Source organism: Microbacterium sp. NPDC003461 (genome assembly GCF_053588335.1).
This window is the reverse complement of record NZ_JBSFPT010000002.1, coordinates 155,892-180,656: the sequence shown is the minus strand read 5'-3', so window position 1 is coordinate 180,656 and position 24,765 is coordinate 155,892. Positions and strand designations below refer to the sequence as shown.

The window sequence follows — 24,765 nt, the reverse complement described above, 5'->3', positions numbered from 1 at the left end:
GTGTCATCGACGGGCTCACGAAGCTCGGCGCCAACGTCGTGCACAAGGCCAAGGCCGAGCGCCACGCCCGGCTGCGCGCGGCGGGCGAGCGCGCCGTGCTCGGCGCCGTCGCGTACGTCGACGACGGCGTGCTGACGCGCGTGAGCGCCGGCACGATCCTGCAGCTGATCCCGTTCGGCTACTCGGTCATCCGCGACGATCGGCCGCAGCCATGGGGCCAGGGACTCGCCATGGAGGCGCTGGCCGCCTGGCGCGAGACCCACGAGGGAGGGAACTGATGGACATCCGCACGCTCTACGCGCACAGCCCCGAGGCGACCGCCGCGATGAACACGGCGCAGCTGCGGCGCGCGTTCCTCGCCGAGGGGCTGTTCGTCCCCGGCGAGGCCCACGGCGTCTACACGCACCACGACCGCATCGCCGCCTTCGGCATCGTGCCCGAGCGCGAGCCGATCGCCCTGCCGCTGCCCGACCAGGTGCGCGCCGAGCACCTGCTGCAGCGCCGCGAGGCGGGCATCCTCAACGTGGGCGGTCCCGGCACCGTCACCGCCGACGGCGAGACGTACGCGCTGGCCCACACGACGGCGCTGTACCTGGGGCGCGGCACGCGCGACGTGACGTTCGCGTCGGACGATCCGTCCGATCCCGCCGCGTTCTACGTGTTCACGGCCGCCGCGCACGCCGTGCACCCGAACACCCTCATCACGCGGGATCGCATGAACATCGTCGAGCTCGGCGACGCGGCCTCGGGCAATCGCCGCACGCTGCACCAGTGCGTCATCGAGGGGCGCACCGTGAGCGCGAACATCGCCTTCGGGTTCACCACGGTGCATGCCGGGAGCGTCTGGAACACGATGCCGCCGCACACGCACGACCGCCGCACGGAGTGCTATCTCTACTTCGACCTGGAGCCCGATGACCGTGTGTTCCACGTGATGGGCGAGCCCGACGAGAGCCGTCATCTCGTCGTCGCGGATCGCGAGCTCGTCGTCTCGCCCAGCTGGTCGATGCACTTCGGCGCCGGGACGGGCTCCTACAGCTTCGTGTGGGCGACGTCCGGTGAGAACGCGACGTACGACGACGCGGAGGGCATCCCCGTCGCCGGCATCCGCTGATGGCCGCACGCGACGGCGTCGCCGCACGCGGCGCCGCGGAGAGGGAGCCCGGCACGAGAATGGTGGGGATGAGCGATCAGACGGGGCAGGCGTCCGCCCTCGCGAAGGGGCTGGCGGTGCTCGAGGCCGTGCTCTCGAACGACCGGCTGTCCGACCTCGCGAAGGCGACGGGCCTGTCCAACAGCACCGTCCACCGCATCCTCTCGGAGCTCGTGGCGAACGGCTGGGTGTACCAGGACGACGCGAAGCGCTACCGGCCGGGGCGCCGCATGCTGGCGCTGGCGGGGCTGCTGAGCGACGACGCCGAGATCAACAGGCAGGCCAGGCCGCACCTCGAGGCGCTGCGCGAGGCGACCGGGGCGACCGTGCACTTCGGGCTCGTCAAGCACGACGCCGTCATGTACGCCGCCAAGCTCGACGGCCGCGGCTCGTACCGCATGGTCTCGCGCGTGGGAGGCCTCGTGCCGCTGCACTCGACCTCGATCGGGAAGTCCGTGCTGGCGGCGCGGTCGGATCAGGAGGTCGCCGAGATCATGCACCGCACGGGCATGCGCGGCGTGACGGAGGCCACCCACACGACGGTCGCGTCGTTGCTCGACGATCTGCGGGCCACGCGGCAGCGGGGCTGGGCGATCGACAACGGCGAGAACGAGGCGAACCTGCGCTGCATCGGCGCGGCGGTGCTCGACTCGTCCGGCAGGGCGATCGGCGGCGTGAGCATCTCGGCGCTCGAGTTCGAGCTGCCCATCTCCCGGCTGCGCGAGGTGTCGGAGCAGGTGATGCGCGCCGCGCGCGGCATCAGCGCGAGCCTGGGCTACACGGGCGAGGCGCGGGACGATGCCCGCTGACCGCCGGCCCGTGCTGTGCATCGGCGAGACGATGGCCGTGATCGCGCCGGTCGCCAGCGAGCCCGTCGTCGACGCCGACCTGTTCCGGATGGAGCCCGGCGGCGCGGAGTCGAACGTCGCGGCGCGGCTGGCGGCGCTCGGGCACGACGCCGTCTGGCTCGGTCGGCTCGGCCGGGACCCGATAGGGGAGCGCATCGCGCGATCGCTGCGCGCCGTCGGCGTGACGACGCGCATCGAGTGGGACGACGCCCACCCGACGGGCCTGTACGTGAAGGACCCGGGCGGCGGGGTGCACTACTACCGTGCCGGGTCGGCCGCGTCGCACGCCGACGCGCGCCTGCTCGCCGGCGTGGACTGGGGCGAGGTCGCGCTGCTGCACGTGACGGGCATCACCGCCGCGCTCTCGCCCGGCTGCCGCGCGCTGCTGTCGGCCGCGTTCGACGCCGCGCGCGATGCGGGCATTCCCGTGAGCTTCGACGTCAACCACCGCGCGCCGCTGTGGGACGCTGCGCACGCGGCCCCCGTGCTGCGCGACCTGGCCCGCCGCGCCGACATCGCGTTCGTCGGGCTCGACGAGGCCGAGGGGCTGTGGGGCACGCGGGACGCCGACGACGTGCGCGCGCTGCTCGACACCCCGGCGACGCTCGTCGTGAAGGACGGCGCGGTGGGTGCGACGGCCTACGCGCGCGGCGCGCGCATCTTCGAGGCCGCGCCGCGCGTCGACGTCGTCGAGCCGGTGGGGGCCGGCGACGCGTTCGCGGCGGGCTTCCTCTCCGGCGTGCTGGACGACGCGCCGGTGGGAGAGAGCCTGCGACGAGGGCACGAGTGCGCCGCCATCGCGCTGTCGAGCACGCGGGACATGTAGGGGAGACCATGGCTGAGGACCGACTGATCCGGGCACGCGACGCCGGGGTGTTCGCGGTGCTGCGCGCGCCCGCCGCCGCCGCGGCCCTCGACGCGATCGACGCGCTCGTGCGCGGCGGCATCACGGGGATCGAGGTGACGTACTCCACGCCCGACGCCGCGGCCGTGATCGCGGAGGCGATCCGGCGCCACGGCGATGTCGCGTACGTGGGCGCGGGGACCGTGACGACGGCGGCGCAGGCGCGCGAGGCGGCGGACGCCGGCGCGGCGTTCCTCGTCAGCCCCGGCACCGTCCCGGCGCTCGCCGCGCGGATGCGCGCCACGGGCGCCGTCGCCATGACCGGCGCGCTCACGCCCACGGAGGTGATGACGGCCACGGCGGCGGGCGTCGACGTCGTGAAGATCTTCCCGGCCTCGGCGGTGGGTCCGTCGTTCCTCCGGGCGCTGCGAGGGCCGTTCCCCGACGTGCCGCTCATGCCCACGGGCGGCGTGACGCCCGAGAACCTGGCGGAGTGGTTCGCGGCGGGCGCCGTGGCCGTCGGCGCGGGAGGCGACCTCGTCCCCGCCTCGGCGCTGGCCGCCGGCGACACCCACGAGGTCACCCGCCGCGCGCGCCTCTTCCGCGACGCGCTGGATCGCGCCCGCCCCTGAACCGGAACGCAGACGGCCCCGGAGTCGTGAGACTCCGGGGCCGTTCGCCGGGACGGATCAGTAGGTCATGACGAGCGAGTTCGACACGGAGACGATCGACACGACGACGGCGTTGAGGATGCCGGCGATGTACGGGTTGTTCGTCTCGCGGTAGATCTTGCGGGTGACCACGGCCGTGAACGCGAGGATCACGACCACCGGGAACAGCCAGATGCTGTAGATGCCGCCGAAGCCGGGCACGAGGTCGCCCGTCACCCAGAAGGTGAGGTACTGCAGCAGCACGAGCACGATCGGGCCGAGGGAGTTGAACAGCGCCAGCACGGCGGTGTTCACCCACTCGCGGCCGGCCAGCGTGAACCGGTTGAACACGTTGATCGACACGGAGTTCGCGACGAAGTAGATCAGGAACAGCGGCAGCAGGAACAGGCCGTACCAGATCTTGTCCTGCGGGAACACCTTCACGGCCAGCACCCAGAGGCGGAAGTCGGTCTTGAAGAAGTAGTCCGCGAGGAACACGAGCAGGAAGGTCGCCGTCGTCGCCACGGCCACGAGGCCCACGCTCTGCAGCAGGCGCTTCCAGCCCGGCCAGATGCCGAGCGCGCGCGGGCTCTGGCCCGCCTTGCGGCCGTAGAGGAAGTACGACAGCAGCATGATGGCGATCGCCGCCACGCCGTTGACCGCGGCCCACACGGCGATGAAGAACACCGAGCCGGTGGGCACCGGGTTGGGCACGGCGTTGTGGACGATGCCCGTCAGCCAGGACTGCTGGCTCAGCCACACGTACGACAGCGCCGAGATCGCGGCCGACACGACGAGGCCGCCCCAGAACCAGGCGAGGCCCTTCGCGGTCGTCTTCTCGGCCGGGGCCACCTCGTCGCGCAGGCCCGCGAAGGCGCGCGTGAACAGCAGCTCGCGTGTGAACACGACGAGGAACATGCCGAAGCCGATCAGGCCGAGCGCCGTGAACAGCTCCTTCCACTGCCACACCTGCGAGGTGGGCTCGATGGGGTTGGGGGCGCCCAGCGTGGTGTCGAAGAAGCCCACGACATCCGCGGTGGTGTACTTCGACTGCGTGCTCCACGGGTGGGTCTGCGCCGGCGTGCTGAGGAAGCGCACGGCCTCCTCGCCGTCGATCGTCTCGGTGTAGTACTCGTCGGGCACGCGCTCGTCGAGCCCCTCGGGGTTCTCGCCGAAGTGCAGGAACGACTGCGCGTTGGGCGTGCCCGCGAACTCGCGCGGCGTGGTCGCGACGGCGCCCTCGGCAGTGTACGAGCGGAAGAAGAACTCGTCGTACTGGTCGGCGACGAGCCCGACGTCGCGCGAGCCGTAGATGTTCGTGTACGCGCCGTCCTCGTCCGTGTAGAACGCCTCGTTGTCGACGAGCATGACCGACGAGATGAGCTGCTCGTCCGCCTCGTTGTCGAGCTGAACGGAGAAGTTCGCGGCGCGCGCGCCGTTCGAGTGCCCCTCGACGCCGATGCGGTCGACGTCGACATAGGGCAGGTCGGCGAGCAGCTTCACGGCGTCGTACATGCCGGTGCCGCCCACGGCCAGCTCATCGGCCGGCAGCGGGTCGGAGTTGCCGTGGCCGTACATGTCGATCGACAGCACCACGAATCCGCGGCGCGCGAGCTCCACGTAGTTCGCGGTCTGCATCTCGCGGTTGTTCCACCAGCCGTGGCTCACCACGACGGCCGGCGCGGGCTCATCGGCCGTCGCGTTCTCGGGGACGAACAGGAGCGCGTTCATGGCGCGGCCCGAGCTCGTCTCCCATTTCAGGTCCTTGACCTCGGTCGAACCGCCGCCGGTCTGCACGATCGCGGCACCGACGGCCGAGATCAGACAGAGCAGGAGCGACAGGATCACGAGCGCGCTGTTGCGACGGCGTGACATCGTTGTCATGGTGTGGGGACTCCTTCATCGGGTGTAAGGGATGCGAGCGGCAGCGCTCGCGAGAAACCCGACCGCATGGAGCGGGCGGGTCACGTCACGGGCGTCAGCGCGTGGCGTAGTCGGGGAGATCGACGCCGTGCTCCTCGCGCAGCAGGCCGATCGTGTCCGCGAGCTCCTGAGCGCGCGTGTCCTCGTCCCACCCGAGGATGGGGGAGAGGGCGTCGGCGATCACGGTGAGCGAGGCGACGTCGGCCCGGCCGGTGAACGCGAGCGACGTGCGGCGCAGCACGACATCGGCCAGATGCACCACGTGCTCCTCGCGCACCATCCAGTCGAGCTCGCGCGTCGACAGCTCGCCGCCGAGCAGCGTCTCGTCCTCGCCCGCGGTCAGGTGCGCCCACACGTCGGCGGCCCTGGTGCCGTAGCGCTCCAGCAGCAGGCGGGTGCGGTCGTCCTCGCCGCCGAGGTGACGGCGCAGCCACACGGCGCGGTCGCCGAGCGTGCGGGGGTAGTCGCGGCCGCCGCCGATCGCCAGCCCCCTCGTGCTCACGCGGCGCGGCGCTCCGAGCCGCTCGAGCACGCGCGTCGAGAGCGTCTCGCCGAGCGCGCGGAACGTGGTCCACTTGCCGCCCACCAGGCTCAGCACGGGAAGCCCGCCGAGCTCCGTGGCCTCCACGCGGTAGTCGCGCGAGATCTGCCCGGCGACGGTGGCGTCGCTCTTCGGGAGGGGGCGGATACCGCTGAACTTGTACACGATCTCGTCGCGCGAGACGGGCACATCGGGGAAGACGTGGGCGATGAGGTCGAGGAAGTACGACACCTCCTCGTCCGTGCAGCGGGCGGGCTCGCGCGGGTCGGCGGGGATGTCGGTGGTGCCGACCATCGCCATGCCCTTGATCGGGTAGATGAGCACGATGCGGCCGTCCTCGTGCTCGAAGAAGATCTCGCGTCCGCCCGTCGCCTTCACGAGCTCCGGGTTGTCGAGCACGATGTGCGAGCCCTTCGTGCCGCCCATGTACGTCGTCGCGTCGCCGAGCGCCTCGTTCGTGAGGTCGGTCCAGGGGCCGGACGCATTGACGACGACGTCGGGGGAGACGGTGAACTCCTCGCCCGTGACGTGGTCGCGCAGCACGATCGACCGGCCGTCGCGGCCGACGGCCTCGACGTAGTTGAGCGCGCGGCCGCCGGCGCGCACGCCGTCGCCGAGCACGTCGAGCGCGAGCCGCTCGGGGTCGTGCATGGAGGCGTCGTAGTAGGTCGCCGTGTACTTCACGCCGGGGTTCAGGCGGGGCAGCTCGCGCAGCGAGCGCGAGCGGCCGCGGAACGCGTGCCAGGGCGTGGCCCGGCCCGAGTTGGCGAACAGGTCGTACATCACGAGGCCGGCCTTGATGATGAGCGCGCCGCGCTCGGCGGGCTTGCCCGAGCGGTTGAAGAGGAACTTCATGGGCGCGTTCAGCAGGCCGGAGAAGAACGAGTAGATCGGGATGGTCGTCTTCAGCGGCTTGACGTAGTGCGGCGCCGTGGCGAGCAGGCCGTTGCGCTCCTGCACCGACTCGTGCACGAGGCGGAACTCGCCGTTCTCGAGGTACCGGATGCCGCCGTGGATCATGTGGCTCGAGGCCGCCGAGGCGCCCGAGGCGAAGTCGCCCCGCTCGACGAGCACCACGTCGACGCCCTGCAGCGCCAGGTCGCGGAACGTCGCGATGCCGTTGATGCCGCCGCCGACGATGAGCACCTGGGGTCGGCCCGATTCGCGGATCGCGGCGATCGTCTCCTCGCGGCGGTGCGTGGCTGCAGGCATGCTCATCGGGCTCCTTCGGCTCGGGGGAAGCGCGCGGCCGACTCACCGCGCTCAGGACTAGGCTGGGCGGGCCGGGGAGGATGCGCAAGGCGAGTGCACGAATGTGCAGGAGGGTGCGAGGCATGACGGACGTGATCGACGGCGCGGGAAGCGGATCGCCGGCGCGCGCGGGCGACCCGAAGCTCCTCCGCGCCCTCACGGCGGCGCAGCTGTACTACCTGCAGGACCTCACGATGGATGCCATCGCCCGCGAGTTGCACACGTCGCGCTCCTCGGTGTCGCGCCTCATCAGCCACGCGCGCGAGACCGGGCTGGTCGACATCCGCATCCACTCGCCGCTCGAGAAGGGCGCCGCCCTGGAGCGGCAGATCCGCGACCGCTTCGGCATCGCCGCGCACGTCGTGCCGGTCGGCCCGGGAGTGAGCGAGGTCGACCGGCTGGAGCGCGTCGCGTTGACGGCCGCGCGCCTCATCTCGGGGTTCGTCGACTCGAACATGGCCATCGGCGTGGCCTGGGGATCGACGATCGGGGCGATCAGCCGCCACCTGCCCGCGCGCGACACGCACGGGACGACGGTCGTGCAGCTCAACGGCGCCGGCAACACCCAGACATCGGGCATCGAGTACGCCAGCGAGATCCTCGACCGCTTCGGCCAGGCCTTCGGCGCGCGGGTGCAGCAGTTCCCGGTGCCGGCGTTCTTCGACGATCCGGCCACGAAGCAGGCGATGTGGCGCGAGCGCAGCACGCGCCGCGTGCTCGGCATCCAGGACCGCATCGACGTGGCGATCTTCGGCCTCGGCTCGCCGCTGGCCGAGGTGCCGAGCCGCGTCTACGTGGGCGGCTACCTCGAGCAGGCCGACTACCGCGGGCTGCGGGAGGACGGGGCCGTCGGCGACGTGGCGACGGTGTTCTTCCGCGCGGACGGCACGTGGCGGGACATCGCGCTGAACGCGCGGGCGACGGGTCCCGGCATCGACCGGCTGCGCCGCGTCCCGCGCCGCGTCTGCGTCGTCTCGGGCACCCCGAAGCTGCCGGCCGTGCGCGGCGCGCTGGCGGCGCGCGTCGTCACCGACCTCGTGCTGGACGAGGAGCTGGCGCGCCAGCTCGTGGGCGGCTGACGCCCCGCACGTTCGTGCACCCGGCGCGCCGATCGCGCGCGCACCGCTCTAGCCTGGTGCCACGTCCCGAACGAGGCAACGAAGGAGTACCGCCGTGTCGAACCCCCAGTACGTCGTCGCGATCGACCAGGGCACCACGTCGACGAGGGCGATCGTGTTCGACCGGAGGGCCCGCGTCATCGCCACGGGGCAGACGGAGCATCAGCAGATCTTCCCCCGGCCGGGCTGGGTCGAGCACGACGCCCTCGAGATCTGGCGCAACACGCGCGAGGTGATCGGCCAGGCGCTGTCGAAGGCCGAGATCACCCGGCACGAGGTGGCCGCCGTCGGCATCACCAACCAGCGCGAGACCGTCGTGCTGTGGGAGAAGGCCACCGGGCGTCCCATCCACAACGCGATCGTGTGGCAGGACACGCGCACGCAGGATCGGATCGACGAGCTCGCGGCCGACGGCGGGCACGATCGCTTCGCGGACATCACGGGGCTGCCGCTGAACGCCTACTTCTCCGCGTCCAAGCTCGCGTGGCTCCTCGAGAACGTCGACGGCGCCCGCGAGCGCGCGGAGGCGGGGGAGCTGCTGTTCGGCACGATCGACACCTGGCTGCTGTGGAACCTGTCGGGCGGCGCGGAGGGCGGCGGCGTGCACGTGACCGACGTGACCAACGCGAGCCGCACGCTGCTCATGGATCTGCGCACGCTCGACTGGTCGGACGACATGCTGGACGTCTTCCGCATCCCGCGCGCGATCCTTCCCGAGATCCGCTCGTCGAGCGAGGTGTACGCCGCGGCCAACCCGCACAGCCTGCTGCGCGAGACGCCCGTCTCCGGCATCCTCGGCGATCAGCAGGCCGCCACCTTCGGGCAGGCGGCGTTCCACCGCGGCACGTCGAAGAACTCCTACGGCACGGGCAACTTCGTGCTCTTCAACACGGGCGAGGAGATCGTGCGCTCGGAGCACGGCCTCATCACGACCGTCGCGTACCGCCTGGGGGAGCAGGCGCCCGTGTACGCCCTGGAGGGCTCGATCGCCGTCACCGGCTCGCTCGTGCAGTGGCTGCGCGACAACCTGGGCATCATCCGCACGGCGCCCGAGGTCGAGACGCTGGCCCGCACCGTGGACGACAACGGGGACGTGCACATCGTCCCCGCGTTCTCGGGCCTGTTCGCGCCGCACTGGCGCTCCGACGCGCGCGGGGTCATCGCGGGACTCACGCGCTACGCCAACAGGGGCCACTTCGCCCGCGCGGCGCTCGAGGCGGTGGCGTTCCAGTCGCGCGAGGTGATCGACGCGATGAATGCCGATGCGGGCGTGCCGCTCGCCGAGCTGCGCGTGGACGGCGGCATGGTGCACAACGAGCTGCTGATGCAGTTCCAGGCCGACATCCTGGGCGTGCCCGTGGTGCGCCCGGCGGTCTCGGAGACGACGTGCCTCGGCGCCGCGTTCGCGGCGGGCCTGGCGGTCGGGTTCTGGGAATCGCTCGAGGAGCTCGAGTCGCTGTGGGCCGAGGACCGGCGCTGGGAGCCCGCCATGGACGAGGACGAGCGCGAGCAGCGCCTCGCGCGCTGGAAGGATGCGGTCGCCCGCACGCTCGACTGGGCGTGAGCCGGCGCTACTCGTTCTCGGCGCGCCCGAGCCGCCAGTAGCCCATGAAGGCCACGGCGCGGCGGTCGACGCCCACCTGCTGCACGAGGTGGCGGCGCAGCTGCTTGACGGCGCTCGCCTCGCCCGCGATCCACGCGTACAGCGGCGCCGACTTCAGGGCGGCGCCGCCCTTCGCCGTGCGCGGGACCTCCCACAGCAGGCCCGCGTCGATGTCGATCTCCTCGACCTCGGCGCCGCGGCCCTCGGGGCACAGCACGGCCGCGTGCGCCTCGACGGCGCGCAGCAGGTGGTCGTGGCGATCGCCCGCGCCGCGGCCGGAGGCGTAGACGCGGAAGCCCGGGTGCGAGGGAAGGTACGCGCAGTCGCGCTCGTCCGGCACCTCCAGCACGACGACGCCGGTGGCCTCGCGCGGCAGCTGCTCGAGCATGACGGCGATCGCCGGGGCGGCCGTCTCGTCGCCGACGAGCAGGTACTGCTCGGTGCGGGCGGGCGGCACGAAGTCGATGCCCAGGCTCACGCCCTCGTGGTGCACGGTCGGGGCGAAGATCATCACCTCGTCGCCGACGCGGGCGCTCTCGATCCAGGCCGAGGCCGGCCCCTGCACGCCGTGGGCCACCATGTCGATGTCGACCTCGGCCGCCTCGGGGCGCACGGCGCGCGTCGTGTAGGTGCGGAACGGCGGGCGGTTCTCGGCGGGCAGCTCGCGCCAGCGCAGGTACCAGTCCTCGCCGTCGGGCATCGCATCGAGCGTCGCGCTGTCGGTGGGGAAGACGATCTTCACGCGCTGGTCGAAGCCGGTGTCGGCGTACTCGTGCATGTCGTCGCCCGTGAACGTGAACCGGCGGAAGCTGGGCGTGAGGTCCTGGATGCGCGCCACGCGGCCGCGGAAGAAGCGGTGGGGCCGGGTGTCGACGGCGGTCATGGTCATGCGGTGGCTCCCTGCGGGGTCGCGGTGGCTGGTCCGGTCGCGGCGGCGTCGCCCTCGACGACGTGGTGACGGCCGCGCGGCAGGATGAGCGGGGTGGCGGAGACGGGATCGGGGATGACGAGGGCGTCGAGCCCGAAGACGTCTCGGATCAGCTCGGCGGTGACGACCTCGCCCGGGGCGCCGGACGCGACGAGCCGGCCGTCGCGCATCGCGAACAGGTGGTCGGCGTAGCGGGCGGCCAGGTTGATGTCGTGCAGCACCATCGCGATGGTGGTGCCCCGCTCGCGGTTGAGGTCGGTGAGCAGATCGAGCACCTCGACCTGGTGCGCCAGGTCGAGGTACGTGGTGGGCTCGTCGAGCAGGAGCACCTCGGTCTCCTGCGCCAGCGCCATCGCGATCCACACGCGCTGGCGCTGCCCGCCCGAGAGCTCGTCGACGGGGGCGTCGGCCAGCTCGGTCGTGCCCGTCTCGGCGAGGGCGCGGGCCACGGCCTGCTCGTCCTCGGCCGTCCACGAGCGGAACAGCTTCTGGTGCGGGTGCCGACCGCGCGAGACGAGGTCGGCGACGGCGATCCCCTCGGGCGCGACGGGCATCTGCGGCAGCAGGCCGAGCGTGCGCGCGAGCTGCTTGGTCGGGACCTCGCCGATGGCCGCGCCGTCGAGCACGACCGAGCCGGCCTGCGGCGTGATCAGGCGCGCGAGCGTCTTCAGCAGCGTGGACTTGCCGGAGGCGTTGGCGCCCACGATGACGCTGATCTTGCCCGGCGGCAGCGCGAGGTCGACGCCGTCGACGATCGTGACGGCGCCGTAGCCGGCGCGGAGGCCATGGGCCTCGAGGACGTGTGCGGTCATGAGCGACCTCGCTTGGCGGATCGGATGAGCAGATACAGGAGGTACGGAGCGCCGAGGACGCCGGTGATGACGCCGACGGGGAACCGGGTGCCGAAGGCGAACTGCCCGAGCAGGTCGGCCGCCAGCACGAGGCAGGCGCCCACGAGCGCCGACGGCACGACGAGCGACGAGCCCGCGCCCACGATGCGCGCGGCGATCGGCCCCGCCAGGAACGGGACGAAGGCGATCGGCCCGGTGGTGGCGGTCGCGAAGCACGCCAGGGCCACGGCGCACACGATGAGGAGCACGCGCGCGCGGTCCACGCGCACGCCGAGCGCGGTGGCCGACGCGTCGCCCAGCGCCAGGGCGTCGAGGTCGCGCGAGAGCAGCAGCACGAGCGGCACGAGCACGACGACGGCGACGAGCAGCGGGGGCACGTCCTCCATCCGCGAGCCGTTGAGGCTGCCGGTGAGCCAGCGCATCGCGGTGGCGACGTCCCACTCGGCGGCGCGCTGGATGAGGTACGACACGACGGCGTCGAGCATGGCGCCCACGCCGATGCCGATGAGGATGAGGCGGCCGCCCGTGGAGTCGCCGCCGCGCGCGGCAAGGTAGATGACGACCGCGGTGGCGATGCCCACGGCCAGCGCGAACACCATCGTCACACCGCCCGACAGGTGCAGGACGACGAGCGCGAGCACGGCGGCGGCGCTGGCGCCCGACGTGATGCCGATCACGTCGGGGCTCGCCAGCGGATTGCGCAGCAGCGTCTGGAACGTCGACCCGGCGATGCCGAGCGCGATGCCCGCGAGCACCCCCGTGACGGCGCGCGGGATGCGCAGCCGCCCGACCGTGAACGAGGCCCCCGGCACGTCCTGGCCGGCCAGGACGGCGAGCACATCCGAGATCGGGTAGATCGTGGATCCGAGCATCACCATCGCGACGACGAGCCCCGCGAGCAGGACGGACAGGATCGAGATGCCGACGACGCGGCGCCGCGCGCGCCGGGAGCGGCCGCGGCGCAGCGCCGCGATGTCGGTCGCGGCGGCGGGGGCGAGGGCGACGGCCATCAGAGCGCCCTCATCCGGGTGCGGCGGGCGATGATGACGAGCACGGGCGCGCCGAGGAAGGCCGTGAGGATGCCGGCCTCGACCTCGCCGGGCGAGCCGAGCACGCGCCCCGCCGTGTCGGCGAGCGTGAGCAGCACGGCGCCGCCGAGGGCGGACAGCGGCAGCAGCCAGCGCTGGTCCGGGCCCGAGACGAGTCGCACCACGTGCGGGATCATGAGGCCGACGAAGGCGATCGGCCCGGCGACGGCGGTCACCCCGGCGCACAGCACCACGCCGGCGATCGCGGCGACCGCGCGGGTGCGGCCGACCTTGACGCCCAGCCCCACGGCGACGTCGTCGCCGAGGGCGAGGGCGTTCAGCGCCGGCGCGAGCGCGAACGCCGCGGCGGCGGCGACGGCGAGCAGCGGGGCGACGATGCCGATGTTCTCCCACGAGGCCCCGCCCACGCCGCCGACCTGCCAGAAGCGGAACTCGGTCATGGCCTGCGCGCGCGGCAGCAGCACGGCGCTCACGAGCGACGACAGCGCCGCGGTCGTCGCCGTGCCCGCGAGGGCGAGCTTGATGGGCGTCGCGCCGCCCGGCCCGACCGACCCCACGAGGTAGACGAAGGCGGCGGCGAGCAGGCTGCCGGCCAGCGCCAGGCCGAGGAACTGGAACGCCGTGGTCATGCCGAACAGCGCCATGCCGCACACGACGAACAGCGCGGCGCCCGTGTTGACGCCCAGGATCCCCGGATCGGCGATCGGGTTGCGGGTGATCGCCTGCATGACGGCGCCCGACATCGCGAGCGCGGCTCCGGCCAGGAGCGCGAGCACCGTGCGCGGGATGCGCTCCTGCACGGCGATCGCCCCGATGTCGGCCGCGACCTCGCCGCGGGTCCACGCCGACAGCCCCTCGACGACCTCGGCGAGGCTGACGAAGCGCGAGCCGAAGGCGAGGGAGAGCACGATCGAGAGCCCGACCGCGGCGATGCCTGCCGCGAGGACGACGCCGCGCCGGGGCGCCCGCACCGTGGTGGTGGGGGCGCCCCGGCGTGCGGCCAGGCCGATCGTCACAGGTGCCGTCTCACTCCGCCGTGGCGACGGCGTCGGAGAGCAGCCCGACGTACTCGTCGAGCATCCACGGGATCGACAGCGCGGTCGCGCTCACGGCGCCGCTGAGCGGCTCGCCCGCGCCGACCGTGACGACCGCGCCGTTGCGCACCGCGGGCACCGTGCTCCACAGCGGATCGGCCTGCAGGGCCTCCAGCAGCGACTCGTGGCCGTAGGTCACGATGACGTCGACGTCGGCCAGCTGGTCGGCGTTGTCGGCGGCGATGTCGGCGTAGAAGGTGCCGCTCTCGGCCGCCTCGATGGCGACCTGCGGCATGTCGAAGCCGAGGTCGCCGAGGAACGCCGAGCGCACGTCGCCGTCGGTGTAGACGGAGGTGGTCGACAGGTCGGCCTCGTTGAAGGAGAAGAACGCCGCGGTCTTGCCCTCGAAGCCGGCTTCGGCCGTGGCATCGGCGATCTGCTGCTCGAGGTCGGCGATGAGCTCCTCGCCCTCGGCCTTCATGCCGAGCGCCTCGGAGTTGAGTGCGATCGACTCGCGCCAGCCGGTGAGCCAGGGCACGCCGGGGTGCGCGACGACGGGGGCGATCTCGCTGAGGGTCGCGTAGTCCTCCTCGCTCAGGCCCGACTGCGCGGCGATGATGACGTCGGGCGCGGCGTCGGCGATGGCCTCGAAGTCCACGCCGTCGGTCGTGTCGAAGATCACGGGATCCTCGGCGCCGAGCTCGGCGTACGCGTCGAGCGACCACTCGTAGATGCCGAGGCCGTCGCTGCCGTCCATCGACCAGGTCTGGTCGTCGACGCCCACCGGCGCGATCCCGAGCGCGAGCGCGGTGTCGTGGTTGCCCCAGCCGACCGCCGCCACCCGCTCCGGGTGCGCCGGCACCTTGGTCGTGCCGAGCGCGTGCTCGACCGTGATGGTGTCGTCGGAGCCGCCGCCGGCGTCCGCGGTGGTGTCGGCGGCGCACGAGGCGAGCAGCGCGAGGGACGCGGCGCCGGCGGCGAGGGCGATGAGGGGCCTGCGGACCACGGGGGCCTCCCTTTCGGAGGATGGCACATCAGCGGGTAGAGGTGAGGCTCACCTAACTTCGGGAGCCTCAAGCAAGGTTCACCTAACTCGACGCGATGTGCAAGTTCCGAATCATTCGCGAGAAAGCGACACGGTGCGGTCCGGGATTCGTCGCGGGCCGACGGATCTGGCAGAATAGAGGTTTGGAGCGCGCGCTCGACCCTCTATCCAGCGCAGCGATCCACCCTTTTGAGCTTCCCGCTGGCGTGCATGACCCCACGCACCGGCGAATGGTTCGTTCACTTTCACACACCACAGGAGAATCGTGGCTGTCAAGATCCGTCTGAAGCGCCTGGGCAAGATCCGCGCACCTTACTACCGCATCGTCGTCGCCGACTCGCGCACCAAGCGCGACGGTCGCGTGATCGAGGAGATCGGCAAGTACCACCCCACCGAGGAGCCCTCGTTCATCGAGGTCGACTCGGAGCGCGCGCAGTACTGGCTGTCGGTCGGCGCCCAGCCGACCGAGCAGGTCCGCGCCATCCTCAAGCTCACGGGCGACTGGGGCACCTTCAAGGGCGAGAAGGACGCGAAGTCCACCGTCCAGGTCAAGGGCGAGAAGCCGGCGTTCGAGATCGACGCCAGCAAGAAGTCGGTCGTCAAGCCCAAGGCCGAGAAGAAGGCCGAGGAGCCCACCGAGGCTCCCGCCGAGGCCGAGGCTCCGGCCGAGACCGCCGAGTAATCGCCGTGCTGGCCGCCGCGCTCGAGCACGTCGTCAAGGGGATCGTGGATCGCCCGGACGACGTGCGCATCGTGTCCTCCTCGTCCCCGCGGGGCGACGTGCTCGAAGTGCACGTCGCCGCCGAGGACCGGGGGCGCGTGATCGGGCGCGGCGGTCGGACCGCGAAGGCGCTGCGCACCGTCGTGGCGGCGCTCGCGGACGGCAAGCGCGTGCGCGTCGACGTCGCGGACGGCTGACGTGGCGACACCGCGCGCAGGGAGGACGCAGCTCCGCGTCGGTCGCCTGCTGAAGGCTCACGGCCTCAAGGGCGCCCTCAAGGTGGAGCTGTACACCGACGACCCCGACCGGCGCTTCGTGCCGGGGGCGTCGTTCACGCTGCAGGTGCCCGAGGGCTCCAAGTGGCACGGCAGGAGCGTGACCGTCCGCGAGTTCAAGTGGATGAACGGTCACCCCGTGGTCTTCCTCGAGGGAGTCGAGGACCGCACCGAGGCCGAGACCCTCGTCCGCGCGATCCTGTGGATCGATCAGGACCAGGACGAGCCGGCCGAGCCCGACGCCTGGTACGACCACCAGCTGGTCGGGCTGGACGTGATCCGCGAGGGATCCGTGGTGGGCAAGGTGGCCCGCGTCGATCACTTCCCGGCGCAGGATCTGCTCATCGTCAAGTCCGGCGACCGGGAGGTCATGGTCCCGTTCGTCGCGGCGATCGTGCCCGAGGTCGACGTGGAGGGCGGCCGCATCGTCGTGACGCCGCCCGCCGGCCTGTTCGAGGAGCTGCCGGACGAGCCGCCGGCGGACGAGGACGCCGCCGAGAGCTGACATGCGCATCGACATCGTCACGATCTTCCCGGCGTTCTTCGATGTGCTCGGCGTCTCGCTCGTCGGCAAGGCGCGCGAGCGCGGCCTGCTGGACGTGCGCGTGCACGACCTGCGCGACTGGACGCACGACCGGCACCGCACGGTCGACGACACCCCGTACGGCGGCGGCGCCGGCATGGTCATGAAGCCGGAGCCCTGGGGCGAGGCGCTCGACGAGATCCTGGGCGACGACGCCGTGCTCATCGTGCCGTCGCCCGCGGGGGAGCGCTTCACACAGCGCATGGCACGCGAGCTGGCCGAGGAGTCGCAGCTCGCGTTCGCGTGCGGGCGGTACGAGGGCATCGACCAGCGCGTCATCGACGAGTACGCCGAGCGGGGCCGCGTGCGCCTCGTGAGCCTCGGCGACTACGTGCTCAACGGCGGCGAGGTCGCCGCGATGGCGATGATCGAGGCCGTCGCGCGGCTCATTCCCGGCATGGTCGGCAACCCCGAGAGCCTCGTGGAGGAGTCGCACGAGGACGCGGGGCTGCTGGAGTACCCGATCTACACCAAGCCCGCCGTCTGGCGCGGGCGGGAGGTGCCCGACGTGCTGCTCAGCGGCAACCACGCGCGGGTGGCGGCGTGGCGGCGCGAGCAGAGCCTGGAGCGCACGCGACGCGTGCGGCCCGACCTGCTTCCGGACGGCGACTGAGCGCGTTCTCACACCCGCGCACCGCGCGCCGTGATCACAACGTTCCCTGCGCGTGACGGGCGGCGACCGCGGCGGTAACGCCGCGCGCGCACAGTGGTCGGTACGCACCACCGATCACTCGCACCGGAGGCACCCATGTCGTACGTCCCGCCCGCCGATCTCGCCCAGTCCATGATCGAGGCCGGCCAGTCCAAGGTCCTGATGTCCACGCGCGACACGCTCATCCGCGCGTTCATGGGCGGCGCGATCCTCGCCCTCGCCGCCGCATTCGCCATCACCGTGTCGACGCAGACCGGCCAGCCGCTGCTGGGCGCCGTGCTGTTCCCCGTCGGCTTCATCCTGCTGTACCTGCTGGGCTTCGACCTGCTCACGGGCGTGTTCACCCTCGCGCCGATGGCGCTCATCGACAAGCGGCCCGGCATCAACCTTGAGCTTGTGCGGGGCGCGCAGGCCCCGATAGCGCAGCTCGAGGCGCACGGCCATGCCGACGGCGTCGAGCACGCCGTAGCGGCACCAGGTCGACCCCACGCACGACTTCACCGTGCGCAGCGACTTGCCGTACGCGTGGCCCGACTCGAAGCCCGCGTCGACGAGGCGCTGCCAGATGAGCGGCAGCTGCTCGAGCCGCGCGCCGAACATGTCGATCCGCTGCCCGCCGGTGATCTTCGTGTACAGGCCGAAGTCCTTCGCCACCTGCCCGACCGCGATGAGCCCCTCGGGCGTGACCTCGCCGCCCGGCATGCGCGGCACGACCGTCGGGGGAGCGGCCCTCGAAGTACGCCGTGAGGCCGACGCGGTCATAGGGGAGCCGGCCCTCGTCGCCGATCACCGTGATCCGCCGCGGAGCGTCGTCGCGGGCCAGCAGGCTCTCGACGAGGCGATGCGCGACCATGCCGGCGCCGACCACGACGACCTGCTGCGGGACTGCGGGGGAGGGAGCGCTCATGCGGCCAGGCTAGGAACCGCGTGTTTCCGGCCCCGCGCCCGGGAATTACCTCGCGCGAACGAAACCCTCACATCCCGCCGTGCGGCGGCGTGAGCCGCGCCCCGATCAGAGGTGCGAGCGGTCGGTGAGGATGATCGGGCCGTCCTCGGTGATCGCGACGGTGTGCTCGGAGTGCGCGCCGCGCGATCCGTCCACGGCGCGCAGCGTCCAGCCGTCCGGGTCGGTGAACAGCTCGTCGGTGGTCTGCAGCAGCCAGGGTTCGAGGGCGAGGACGAGGCCGGGCTTGAGCGGGTAGCCGCGGCCCGCGCGCCCGTCGTTCGGCACGTGCGGGTCGCCGTGCATCGTCCGGCCCACGCCGTGGCCGCCGAAGTCGGTGTTGATGGAGTAGCCGTCGCCGTGCGCGACCGCCGCGATGGCCGCCGAGATGTCGCCGATCCGGTTGCCGACGACGGCGGCGGCGATGGCGGCGTCGAGCGCGCGCTCGGTGGTGTCGATGAGGCGCAGGTCCTCGTCGCGCGGCGCGCCGACGATGAACGACACGGCGGAGTCCGCCACCCAGCCGTCGACGGAGACGGCGAAGTCGAGGGTGACGAGATCGCCGTCGCGCAGGTTGTAGTCGAACGGCAGCCCGTGCAGCACGGCGTCGTTGATCGACGTGCAGATGACCTTGCCGAAGGGCATGGCGCCGAACGACGGGTGGTAGTCGATGTAGCAGGACTCGGCGCCGGCGGCGCGGATCATGTCGTGCGCGCGCCGATCGATGTCGAGCAGGTTGGTGCCGACCTTCGTCTCGTCCTTCAGGGTGGCGAGCGTCTCGGCGACGAAGCGGCCGGCGGGCCGCATCTGCTCGATCTCGGCGGGGGTGCGCAGTTCGATCATGCGGTCCATTCTCCCGGATGATCCGGGAGCGGACGCCGTGCGCTCCCATTTGGGCCGCTCGCCGATCCGTGGCAGAATGGACAGCTGTGCCGTGGCACGGTGCGCCGTTGCGCGCCGCCGCTTCGGTTCTGCCTCAGGGGAGCCGAGGGCCGGGATCCGGCCTCACCGCACGAGAATCTACTTCCTTCGATGGCGGTCGACCTGTGGCGGCCGCAGAAAGATTGCGCCATGAACCTCATTGACGCCGTCGACGCGGCATCGCTGCGTACCGACATCCCCGCGTTCGGCCCCGGCGACACCGTCAAGGTGCACGTGAACATCGTCGAGGGCTCGCGCTCGCGTGTCCAGGTCTTCCAGGGCGTCGTGATCGCCCGCCAGGGCGGCGGCGTGCGCGAGACCTTCACGGTCCGCAAGATCAGCTTCCAGGTGGGCGTGGAGCGCACGTTCCCGGTGCACTCGCCGGTCATCGACAAGATCGAGGTCGTCACCCGCGGTGACGTGCGTCGCGCGAAGCTGTACTACCTGCGCGAGCTGCGCGGCAAGAAGGCGAAGATCAAGGAGAAGCGCACCAACGCGTGACCCCTTCCGAAGCGCCCCGGTCTGTCGGACCGGGGCGCTTTCGCGTTCCCGACCTCAGCGAGACAGCAACTGTGCGCCGAGACAGTGTGCACGCGCCGCTGTCTCGGCGCGCAAATGCTGTTTCGCGGAGGGGAGTGCACGGCGGGATGTGCGACGCTTGAAGCAGCGCCCGCTCCGGGGCCTGACGAAGGATCACATGAGCAGTTCAGACACCGCCGACGCCGCGCCCCGTACCCGCCGCCGCGGGATCGCCCTCTTCGCGCGGGACATCCTCGTGATCGTCGTGATCGCCGTCGTGGTGTCGTTCCTCGTGAAGACGTTCGTCGTCCGCTCGTTCTACATCCCATCCCCGTCGATGGAGGACACGCTTCTCATCGACGACCGGATCCTCGTGGACGAGCTGACGCCCCACTGGAACGAGTACGAGCGCGGCGAGATCGTCGTGTTCGCGGATCCGGGCGGATGGCTCGACACGCCTCCCCCGGCGGAGCGCACGCCCATCGAGGAGGGCATCGACTGGTTCCTCACGCTCATCGGCATCTCCGCCTCGGACTCCGAGGATCACCTCGTCAAGCGCGTCGTGGGGCTTCCCGGCGATCACGTGGTGTGCTGCAACGGTCTCGGGCAGATCACCGTGAACGGTCAGGCCGTCGACGAGCTGGGCTACCTCAAACTGCCCGCCGGCGACACGCGGGCCTCGAACGATCCGTTCGACGTCGTGGTGCCCGAGGGCTCGCTGTGGGTCATGGGCGACAACCGCGACCGCTCGAAGGATTCCCGCTACAACAGGGAACAGCCGGGCGACGGCTTCGTGCCGATCGACAACGTCGTGGGGCGGGTGTTCCTGCGCACGTGGCCGCTGGATCGCTTCGGGCCGATCGAGGGGACGAAGGCGTTCCAGAGCGTGCCGGATCCGGAGAGCGCGCAGTGACCGTCGTCGCGCCGCGCCTGACGCTCGAGCGGCGGCTGCTGCGCGAGACCCCGCTCGTGTTCGCGTGCGACGAGGTCGGCCGCGGCGCGCTGGCGGGGCCCGTCGCGGTGGGGGCCTCGGTGATCGACGCCGCCGACGCGCGCCGGCGCGTGCCGGAGGGACTGCGCGACTCCAAGCTCGTCTCGGAGCCGCGCCGCCCCGAGGTGGCCGCACGCGCCGCCTCGTGGGTGCGCGCGAGCGCCGTGGGCTGGGCGTCGGCCGCCGAGATCGACGAGATCGGGATCATCCGGGCGCTCGGGCTGGCGGCGCTGCGCGCCCTCGCCGCCGTCGAGGAGCAGGGCTTCGCCGCCGCCGCGGGCGTGGTGCTGCTGGACGGCAACCACGACTACATCACTCCGGCCGGCGGCCGGGGGCTCGACGTGCGCCCCGTCGTGAAGGGCGACCGCGACTGCGCGTCGATCTCGGCCGCGTCGGTGATCGCGAAGGTCGCGCGGGATGCGCACATGACGCTGCTGCACGACGATCATCCGCCGTACGAGTGGGGGCGCAACAAGGGGTACGCGAGCGCCGTGCACCGCGACGCGATCCGAGAGCACGGCCTCAGCCCGCACCACCGCCGCTCGTGGGCGATCGCCGACGCCCCGACGCTGTTCTGACGCGCCCGATCGGCGGCGCCCGGTGCCGTCGGCGGCGCGCGGCCGCGTGGATCCGCCGACTCCTCCGGCACATAGGATGGACGCACCATGGATGACGATGTCTTCGAGGACTATGACCGCGAACTCGAGCTGGCGCTGTACCGCGAGTATCGCGACGTCGTCGGTCAGTTCCAGTACGTGATCGAGACCGAGCGCCGCTTCTACCTCGCCAACGAGGTCTCCGTCGTCCGCCACGACACCGAGAACGACTTCTACTTCGAGCTCACGATGAGCGACGTATGGGTGTGGGACATCTACCGCGCCGACCGCTTCGTGAAGTCGGTGCGCGTGCTGACGTTCAAGGACGTCAACATCGAGGAGCTGACCCGGCGCGACTTCCAGCTGCCGGAGGACCTCTCGCTCGACGGCAAGTGAGCCTGCCGCTCCGGCGCGCTCGCCTCGCTCACAGCTGACGGATCCGGCCGCACCGGCCCGATCCATCCACATCCTGCGTCGTTCCGCCCCGGCGGGCCCCTGCGCTCCACGACGCTGGGCGCATGGCACGCAAGGACGAACTGGGACGGGCGGGTGAGGAGCGCGCGGCGGCGCACCTGAGGGCGCGCGGCTACGAGATCCTCGACCGCAACTGGCGCTGCGACCAGGGCGAGCTCGACATCGTCGCGCTGCACGACGACGGCGTCGTCGCGGTGGAGGTGAAGACGCGCACCGGCACCCGGTTCGGGCACCCCTTCGAGGCCGTGGACGAGCGCAAGCTGCAGCGGCTGTGGCGCCTCGCCTACGCGTGGCGCCGCGCGCACCCGGCGCTCGCGCGGGGGCGCCGCCTGCGGGTGGACGTCATCGCGCTGATCGGGCCCGACCCCGCGGCGGCGCGGATCGAGCACGCCGAGGGGCTGTGGTGAGCGTCGCACGCACGTGGGCGGTCGCGCTGAACGGCCTGCGCGGCGCGCTGGTGGAGGTCGAGGCCGACGTCACCTCGCACACGCCGGAGTTCCGGATCATCGGCCTGCCGGACAAGACGCTCGGCGAGGCGGCGCGACGGGTCGTGAGCGCGTGCGAGAACAGCGCCCTGCCGCTGCCGCGCCAGCGCATCACGGTGAACCTGTCGCCGGCGGCGCTGCCGAAGCACGGCTCGGCCTTCGACCTGGGCGTCGCGGTCGCCGCGCTCGCGATCGAGGGCGTCGTGGAGGCGGCGTCGATCGCCCGCACGGTGCACCTGGGCGAGCTCGGGCTCGACGGGCGGCTGCGCCCGGTGCCCGGCGTGCTGCCGGCCGTCCGCGCGGCCGCCTCGCGCGGCTTCGAGCGCGTGGTCGTGCCGCACGCCAACCGCGCCGAGGCGGAGCTGGTGCCGGGCGTCGAGGTGGTGGCCGCCGCCTCGCTCGCCGAAGTGGCCGCCCGGCACGGCGCCGAGATCGAGGTGCCCGACGTCGTGCCCGTGCGCCCCGACCGCCGGCCGGCGGGCCGCGACGAGACGGGGGACCTCAGCGAGGTGGTGGGGCAGCGGGAGGCCGTCGAGTCGCTCATCGTCGCGGCGGCCGGGGGCCATCACCTGCTGATGACCGGCCCGCCGGGCGCCGGCAAGACGATGCTCGCCAGCCGCCTGCCCGGCATCCTGCCGCCGCTCGACGACGAGGCGGCCCTCGAGGTGGCGGCGCTGCGCTCGCTGGCGGGGGAGGAGGTCGAGGGTCTGTCCCGGCGGCCTCCGTTCGAGGCTCCGCATCACAGCGCCACGCCCGCGGCACTCGTCGGCGGGGGATCGCGCACGGCGCGACCGGGGGCGATCTCGCGCGCGAGCCGGGGCGTGCTGTTCATCGACGAGGCGAACGAGTCGCGCGCGGGGCTGCTCGACGCGCTGCGTCAGCCGCTGGAGCGCGGACGGATCGACATCCACCGCGCGGGGTTCACGGCCAGCTATCCCGCCCGCTTCCAGCTGGTGCTCGCGACGAACCCCTGCCCGTGCGGCGAGTTCGGGGTGCGCGGCGGCACGTGCGTGTGCGCGCCGAGCGTGGTGCGCACCTATCAGCGCAAGCTGTCGGGACCGCTGCTGGACCGAATCGACATCGAGCTGCACCTCACGCGGGTCACCGCCGCATCGGGGCGCGGAGACGTGTCGTCGGCCGCCGCGCGGGAGCGGGTCGTGGCGGCCCGCGAGCGCGCCGCGGAGCGGCTGCGCGGCACGCCGTGGCGCGTCAACGCCGACGTGCCGGGCGCGTGGCTGCGCGGCGACGGCCCGCCGATCCCGCCGTCGGCGCGGGGATCGCTCGATGCCGCGCTGCGCCGCGGCGCCATCACCCTGCGGGCCTACGACCGGATCCTGCGCGTCGCGTGGACGATCGCCGATCTCGCCGAGCGGGAGGTGCCCACGGCGGCCGACGTGGGGCGCGCGCTGTACCTGAAACGAGGGGGAGAGTCATGAGCGGCATCCTGCAGGAGCGCTCCGTGCGCGAGGCGGCCGAGCGGATGTGGCCGCACGCAGGCGACGACGCGCGCCGGACGCGCATCGCGCGCGCGGCGTGGTCCGTCCTCGCCGAGCCCGGCGACGGACCGGCCGGTCGGCTCGTCGCCGCGCTGGGGCCGGTGCGCGCCCTGTGCGCGATCGGCCGATCCGAGGGGCCGCCCTCCGGCTTCGACAGCGAGGCCTGGCGCGCGGCGGTGATGCGCTGGCGGCCGCGGCTGGCCGAGGGCGCGCGGCTCGTCGCGGCGGCGCTCGGCACGGCCGCGCAGCGCGGCCTCACGCTGCTCACCCCCGAGGACGACGACGCGTGGCCGACGCAGCTGGCGGATCTCGGCGACCACGCGCCCGCGGCGCTGTGGGTGCGCGGCGATCCCGGGGTGCTCAGGAGCCTCGAGCGCGCCGCGGCGATCGTGGGCGCCCGCGCCGCGAGCGGGTACGGCGAGCACGTCGCGACGGAGCTCGCCGGCGACCTCGCCGTCGACGGCATCCCCGTCGTCTCGGGTGCCGCGTACGGCATCGACGGGGCCGCGCACCGTGCCGCCCTCCGCGAGCGGGGCGCCACCGTGGCGGTGCTCGCGGGCGGCGTGGACCGCGTGTACCCCGCGGGCCACGCGCATCTGCTCGGCAGCATCGCCGAGTCGGGCGCGGTCGTGAGCGAGGTGGCGCCCGGCACGCCGCCCACGAAGTTCCGCTTCCTCATGCGGAACCGGCTCATCGCGTGCCTGACGGGGGCGACCGTCGTGGTCGAGGCCGGCTGGTTCAGCGGATCGCTCAACACGGCGTCGCACGCCGCGAGCCTGGGCCGCCCGCTGGGAGCCGTGCCGGGGTCGATCGTGTCGGCGACCTCGGCGGGGTGCCATCGCCTGCTGCGGGAGTTCGACGCCGTCTGCATCACCGGTGCGGCCGACGTCAAGGAGCTGCTGGGCGTCGGCCCGGCCGCGGAAGGGGGCGCCGGCGGCGCGCGCGAGGACCCGACCGTCACGCGCGTCGCCGACGCCCTCGGCACACGCTCCTGGCGCACGGCCGACGAGGTCGCGCTCGGCAGCGGCGTCGCGGTCGCCGAGGTGGAGGCGGCGCTGGGCGTGCTCGCGCTGGAGGGTCGCGCCGAGCGCGACGGCTCGGCCTGGCGTTTGGCGGCGCGGTGAGGTCCGGGTGCGCGTGGGGTCGGCCGGATCGGCGCGCGTCCTTCTACGCGGGTCGCGCGCCCGGTGCAACCCCGTTGCCGATCGGGGGTCCGCGTCGTGAAGTGGGGACGCGGGGCGCGGTCCGCGCCCGTGGACCGATACGGGGAG

25 protein-coding genes and 3 pseudogenes are annotated in these 24,765 nt (G+C 72.6%); 19 read left to right on the top strand and 9 right to left on the bottom strand.

Translation table 11 applies throughout. The annotated features are described in order from the left end of the window. From ACWDR7_RS02200 to ACWDR7_RS02180, 5 genes and pseudogenes are all read left to right on the top strand, one after another. Positions 1–278: pseudogene (locus ACWDR7_RS02200) on the top strand (hypothetical protein); the annotation flags it as partial. Next, positions 278–1,114 (top strand): 5-dehydro-4-deoxy-D-glucuronate isomerase, encoded by an 837-nt coding sequence (gene kduI / locus ACWDR7_RS02195; protein ID WP_449853297.1) that lies wholly within the window; start codon positions 278–280, stop codon positions 1,112–1,114. The pseudogene ACWDR7_RS02200 and the gene kduI, both read left to right, overlap by 1 nt. Before the next feature lie 68 nt (positions 1,115–1,182). Continuing rightward, positions 1,183–1,962, top strand: a complete 780-nt coding sequence (locus ACWDR7_RS02190; RefSeq protein ID WP_449853296.1) for an IclR family transcriptional regulator — start codon at positions 1,183–1,185, stop codon at positions 1,960–1,962. Further along, complete coding sequence (locus ACWDR7_RS02185) at positions 1,952–2,827, top strand: sugar kinase (RefSeq protein ID WP_449853295.1); 876 nt, start codon at positions 1,952–1,954, stop codon at positions 2,825–2,827. Before ACWDR7_RS02190 ends, ACWDR7_RS02185 begins: the two co-directional genes overlap by 11 nt. A gap of 8 nt (positions 2,828–2,835) precedes the next feature. Next, a complete protein-coding gene (locus tag ACWDR7_RS02180; RefSeq protein WP_449853294.1) occupies positions 2,836–3,477 on the top strand; it encodes a bifunctional 4-hydroxy-2-oxoglutarate aldolase/2-dehydro-3-deoxy-phosphogluconate aldolase in 642 nt (213 codons plus the stop codon). Between the two features lie 57 nt (positions 3,478–3,534). Here ACWDR7_RS02180 and ACWDR7_RS02175 read toward each other — a convergent pair whose 3' ends face one another. Together ACWDR7_RS02175 and ACWDR7_RS02170 are read right to left on the bottom strand one after the other, a co-directional pair. Continuing rightward, positions 3,535–5,370: an alpha/beta hydrolase family protein gene (locus ACWDR7_RS02175; protein WP_449853293.1), complete on the bottom strand. Its 1,836-nt coding sequence runs from the start codon at positions 5,368–5,370 to the stop codon at positions 3,535–3,537. 103 nt (positions 5,371–5,473) lie between these two features. Continuing rightward, positions 5,474–7,177 (bottom strand): FAD-dependent oxidoreductase, encoded by a 1,704-nt coding sequence (locus ACWDR7_RS02170; protein WP_449853292.1) that lies wholly within the window; start codon positions 7,175–7,177, stop codon positions 5,474–5,476. A gap of 116 nt (positions 7,178–7,293) precedes the next feature. Here ACWDR7_RS02170 and ACWDR7_RS02165 point away from each other — a divergent pair, with 116 nt between their 5' ends. Further along, positions 7,294–8,289: a sugar-binding transcriptional regulator gene (locus ACWDR7_RS02165; protein ID WP_449853291.1), complete on the top strand. Its 996-nt coding sequence runs from the start codon at positions 7,294–7,296 to the stop codon at positions 8,287–8,289. A 94-nt stretch (positions 8,290–8,383) separates the two neighbouring features. Next, positions 8,384–9,892, top strand: a complete 1,509-nt coding sequence (glpK, locus tag ACWDR7_RS02160) for a glycerol kinase GlpK (protein ID WP_449853290.1) — start codon at positions 8,384–8,386, stop codon at positions 9,890–9,892. A 7-nt stretch (positions 9,893–9,899) separates the two neighbouring features. Here glpK and ACWDR7_RS02155 read toward each other — a convergent pair whose 3' ends face one another. From ACWDR7_RS02155 to ACWDR7_RS02135, 5 genes are read right to left on the bottom strand one after another with little or no spacing between them, the layout of a single operon-like run. Continuing rightward, entirely contained in the window at positions 9,900–10,820 is a 921-nt protein-coding gene (locus tag ACWDR7_RS02155) for a siderophore-interacting protein (protein ID WP_449853289.1), read from the bottom strand. Then, positions 10,817–11,671 carry an ABC transporter ATP-binding protein gene (locus tag ACWDR7_RS02150; RefSeq protein ID WP_449853288.1) on the bottom strand — a complete coding sequence of 285 codons (855 nt, stop codon included), beginning with the start codon at positions 11,669–11,671 and terminating at the stop codon, positions 10,817–10,819. The genes ACWDR7_RS02155 and ACWDR7_RS02150 overlap by 4 nt, the downstream gene beginning before the upstream one ends. After that, positions 11,668–12,720, bottom strand: a complete 1,053-nt coding sequence (locus tag ACWDR7_RS02145; RefSeq protein WP_449853287.1) for a FecCD family ABC transporter permease — start codon at positions 12,718–12,720, stop codon at positions 11,668–11,670. The genes ACWDR7_RS02150 and ACWDR7_RS02145 overlap by 4 nt, the downstream gene beginning before the upstream one ends. Further along, positions 12,720–13,775 carry a FecCD family ABC transporter permease gene (locus ACWDR7_RS02140; RefSeq protein WP_449853286.1) on the bottom strand — a complete coding sequence of 352 codons (1,056 nt, stop codon included), beginning with the start codon at positions 13,773–13,775 and terminating at the stop codon, positions 12,720–12,722. The genes ACWDR7_RS02145 and ACWDR7_RS02140 overlap by 1 nt, the downstream gene beginning before the upstream one ends. A gap of 10 nt (positions 13,776–13,785) precedes the next feature. After that, entirely contained in the window at positions 13,786–14,799 is a 1,014-nt protein-coding gene (locus ACWDR7_RS02135) for an iron-siderophore ABC transporter substrate-binding protein (protein WP_449853285.1), read from the bottom strand. 304 nt (positions 14,800–15,103) lie between these two features. Here ACWDR7_RS02135 and rpsP point away from each other — a divergent pair, with 304 nt between their 5' ends. The 5 genes and pseudogenes from rpsP to ACWDR7_RS02110 all read left to right on the top strand — a co-directional run. Then, on the top strand, positions 15,104–15,520 hold the full coding sequence (gene rpsP / locus ACWDR7_RS02130) for a 30S ribosomal protein S16 (RefSeq protein ID WP_449853284.1): 417 nt from the start codon (positions 15,104–15,106) through the stop codon (positions 15,518–15,520). A 5-nt stretch (positions 15,521–15,525) separates the two neighbouring features. Beyond that, the gene (locus ACWDR7_RS02125) at positions 15,526–15,756 is read left to right on the top strand and encodes an RNA-binding protein (RefSeq protein ID WP_449853283.1); all 231 of its coding nucleotides are present in this window, start codon (positions 15,526–15,528) and stop codon (positions 15,754–15,756) included. A 1-nt stretch (position 15,757) separates the two neighbouring features. Then, positions 15,758–16,339: a ribosome maturation factor RimM gene (gene rimM, locus ACWDR7_RS02120; RefSeq protein ID WP_449853282.1), complete on the top strand. Its 582-nt coding sequence runs from the start codon at positions 15,758–15,760 to the stop codon at positions 16,337–16,339. A 1-nt stretch (position 16,340) separates the two neighbouring features. Next, positions 16,341–17,030: a tRNA (guanosine(37)-N1)-methyltransferase TrmD gene (gene trmD / locus ACWDR7_RS02115; protein ID WP_449853281.1), complete on the top strand. Its 690-nt coding sequence runs from the start codon at positions 16,341–16,343 to the stop codon at positions 17,028–17,030. Positions 17,031–17,165: 135 nt separating this feature from the next. Continuing rightward, positions 17,166–17,453 (top strand): annotated as a pseudogene (locus tag ACWDR7_RS02110) (formate/nitrite transporter family protein); the annotation flags it as partial. Here ACWDR7_RS02110 and ACWDR7_RS02105 read toward each other — a convergent pair. Then, positions 17,454–17,786 (bottom strand): annotated as a pseudogene (locus tag ACWDR7_RS02105) (nitrite reductase (NAD(P)H)); the annotation flags it as partial. A gap of 295 nt (positions 17,787–18,081) precedes the next feature. Then, positions 18,082–18,855: a type I methionyl aminopeptidase gene (map, locus tag ACWDR7_RS02100; protein ID WP_449853280.1), complete on the bottom strand. Its 774-nt coding sequence runs from the start codon at positions 18,853–18,855 to the stop codon at positions 18,082–18,084. A gap of 228 nt (positions 18,856–19,083) precedes the next feature. Here map and rplS point away from each other — a divergent pair, with 228 nt between their 5' ends. The 7 genes from rplS to dprA all read left to right on the top strand — a co-directional run bounded on the left by rplS (position 19,084) and on the right by dprA (position 24,618). Continuing rightward, positions 19,084–19,434, top strand: coding sequence for a 50S ribosomal protein L19 (gene rplS, locus ACWDR7_RS02095; protein WP_449853279.1), 351 nt, complete (start codon positions 19,084–19,086; stop codon positions 19,432–19,434). Between the two features lie 196 nt (positions 19,435–19,630). Continuing rightward, positions 19,631–20,365 (top strand): signal peptidase I, encoded by a 735-nt coding sequence (gene lepB, locus ACWDR7_RS02090; RefSeq protein WP_449853278.1) that lies wholly within the window; start codon positions 19,631–19,633, stop codon positions 20,363–20,365. Then, entirely contained in the window at positions 20,362–21,021 is a 660-nt protein-coding gene (locus ACWDR7_RS02085; RefSeq protein WP_449853277.1) for a ribonuclease HII, read from the top strand. Before lepB ends, ACWDR7_RS02085 begins: the two co-directional genes overlap by 4 nt. A gap of 87 nt (positions 21,022–21,108) precedes the next feature. Continuing rightward, positions 21,109–21,435 carry a DUF2469 domain-containing protein gene (locus tag ACWDR7_RS02080; RefSeq protein ID WP_449853276.1) on the top strand — a complete coding sequence of 109 codons (327 nt, stop codon included), beginning with the start codon at positions 21,109–21,111 and terminating at the stop codon, positions 21,433–21,435. 122 nt (positions 21,436–21,557) lie between these two features. Next, the gene (locus ACWDR7_RS02075) at positions 21,558–21,920 is read left to right on the top strand and encodes a YraN family protein (RefSeq protein WP_449853275.1); all 363 of its coding nucleotides are present in this window, start codon (positions 21,558–21,560) and stop codon (positions 21,918–21,920) included. Then, positions 21,917–23,434: a YifB family Mg chelatase-like AAA ATPase gene (locus ACWDR7_RS02070; RefSeq protein ID WP_449853274.1), complete on the top strand. Its 1,518-nt coding sequence runs from the start codon at positions 21,917–21,919 to the stop codon at positions 23,432–23,434. Before ACWDR7_RS02075 ends, ACWDR7_RS02070 begins: the two co-directional genes overlap by 4 nt. Further along, positions 23,431–24,618, top strand: a complete 1,188-nt coding sequence (gene dprA / locus ACWDR7_RS02065) for a DNA-processing protein DprA (RefSeq protein WP_449853273.1) — start codon at positions 23,431–23,433, stop codon at positions 24,616–24,618. Before ACWDR7_RS02070 ends, dprA begins: the two co-directional genes overlap by 4 nt. The last annotated feature ends 147 nt before the right edge of the window (positions 24,619–24,765 follow it).

Excerpts from the sequence above, each read along its gene's own strand:
- ACWDR7_RS02180 (WP_449853294.1), top strand. The coding sequence starts at position 2,836 with ATGGCTGAGGACCGACTGATCCGGGCACGCGACGCCGGGGTGTTCGCG.
- ACWDR7_RS02150 (WP_449853288.1), bottom strand. The coding sequence starts at position 11,671 with ATGACCGCACACGTCCTCGAGGCCCATGGCCTCCGCGCCGGCTACGGC.
- kduI (WP_449853297.1), top strand. The coding sequence starts at position 278 with ATGGACATCCGCACGCTCTACGCGCACAGCCCCGAGGCGACCGCCGCG.
- dprA (WP_449853273.1), top strand. The coding sequence starts at position 23,431 with ATGAGCGGCATCCTGCAGGAGCGCTCCGTGCGCGAGGCGGCCGAGCGG.
- ACWDR7_RS02190 (WP_449853296.1), top strand. The coding sequence starts at position 1,183 with ATGAGCGATCAGACGGGGCAGGCGTCCGCCCTCGCGAAGGGGCTGGCG.
- map (WP_449853280.1), bottom strand. The coding sequence starts at position 18,855 with ATGATCGAACTGCGCACCCCCGCCGAGATCGAGCAGATGCGGCCCGCC.
- ACWDR7_RS02170 (WP_449853292.1), bottom strand. The coding sequence starts at position 7,177 with ATGAGCATGCCTGCAGCCACGCACCGCCGCGAGGAGACGATCGCCGCG.
- ACWDR7_RS02165 (WP_449853291.1), top strand. The coding sequence starts at position 7,294 with ATGACGGACGTGATCGACGGCGCGGGAAGCGGATCGCCGGCGCGCGCG.
- rplS (WP_449853279.1), top strand. The coding sequence starts at position 19,084 with ATGAACCTCATTGACGCCGTCGACGCGGCATCGCTGCGTACCGACATC.
- ACWDR7_RS02080 (WP_449853276.1), top strand. The coding sequence starts at position 21,109 with ATGGATGACGATGTCTTCGAGGACTATGACCGCGAACTCGAGCTGGCG.
- trmD (WP_449853281.1), top strand. The coding sequence starts at position 16,341 with ATGCGCATCGACATCGTCACGATCTTCCCGGCGTTCTTCGATGTGCTC.
- ACWDR7_RS02075 (WP_449853275.1), top strand. The coding sequence starts at position 21,558 with ATGGCACGCAAGGACGAACTGGGACGGGCGGGTGAGGAGCGCGCGGCG.
- ACWDR7_RS02175 (WP_449853293.1), bottom strand. The coding sequence starts at position 5,370 with ATGTCACGCCGTCGCAACAGCGCGCTCGTGATCCTGTCGCTCCTGCTC.
- ACWDR7_RS02145 (WP_449853287.1), bottom strand. The coding sequence starts at position 12,720 with ATGGCCGTCGCCCTCGCCCCCGCCGCCGCGACCGACATCGCGGCGCTG.
- ACWDR7_RS02185 (WP_449853295.1), top strand. The coding sequence starts at position 1,952 with ATGCCCGCTGACCGCCGGCCCGTGCTGTGCATCGGCGAGACGATGGCC.
- lepB (WP_449853278.1), top strand. The coding sequence starts at position 19,631 with ATGAGCAGTTCAGACACCGCCGACGCCGCGCCCCGTACCCGCCGCCGC.
- ACWDR7_RS02155 (WP_449853289.1), bottom strand. The coding sequence starts at position 10,820 with ATGACCATGACCGCCGTCGACACCCGGCCCCACCGCTTCTTCCGCGGC.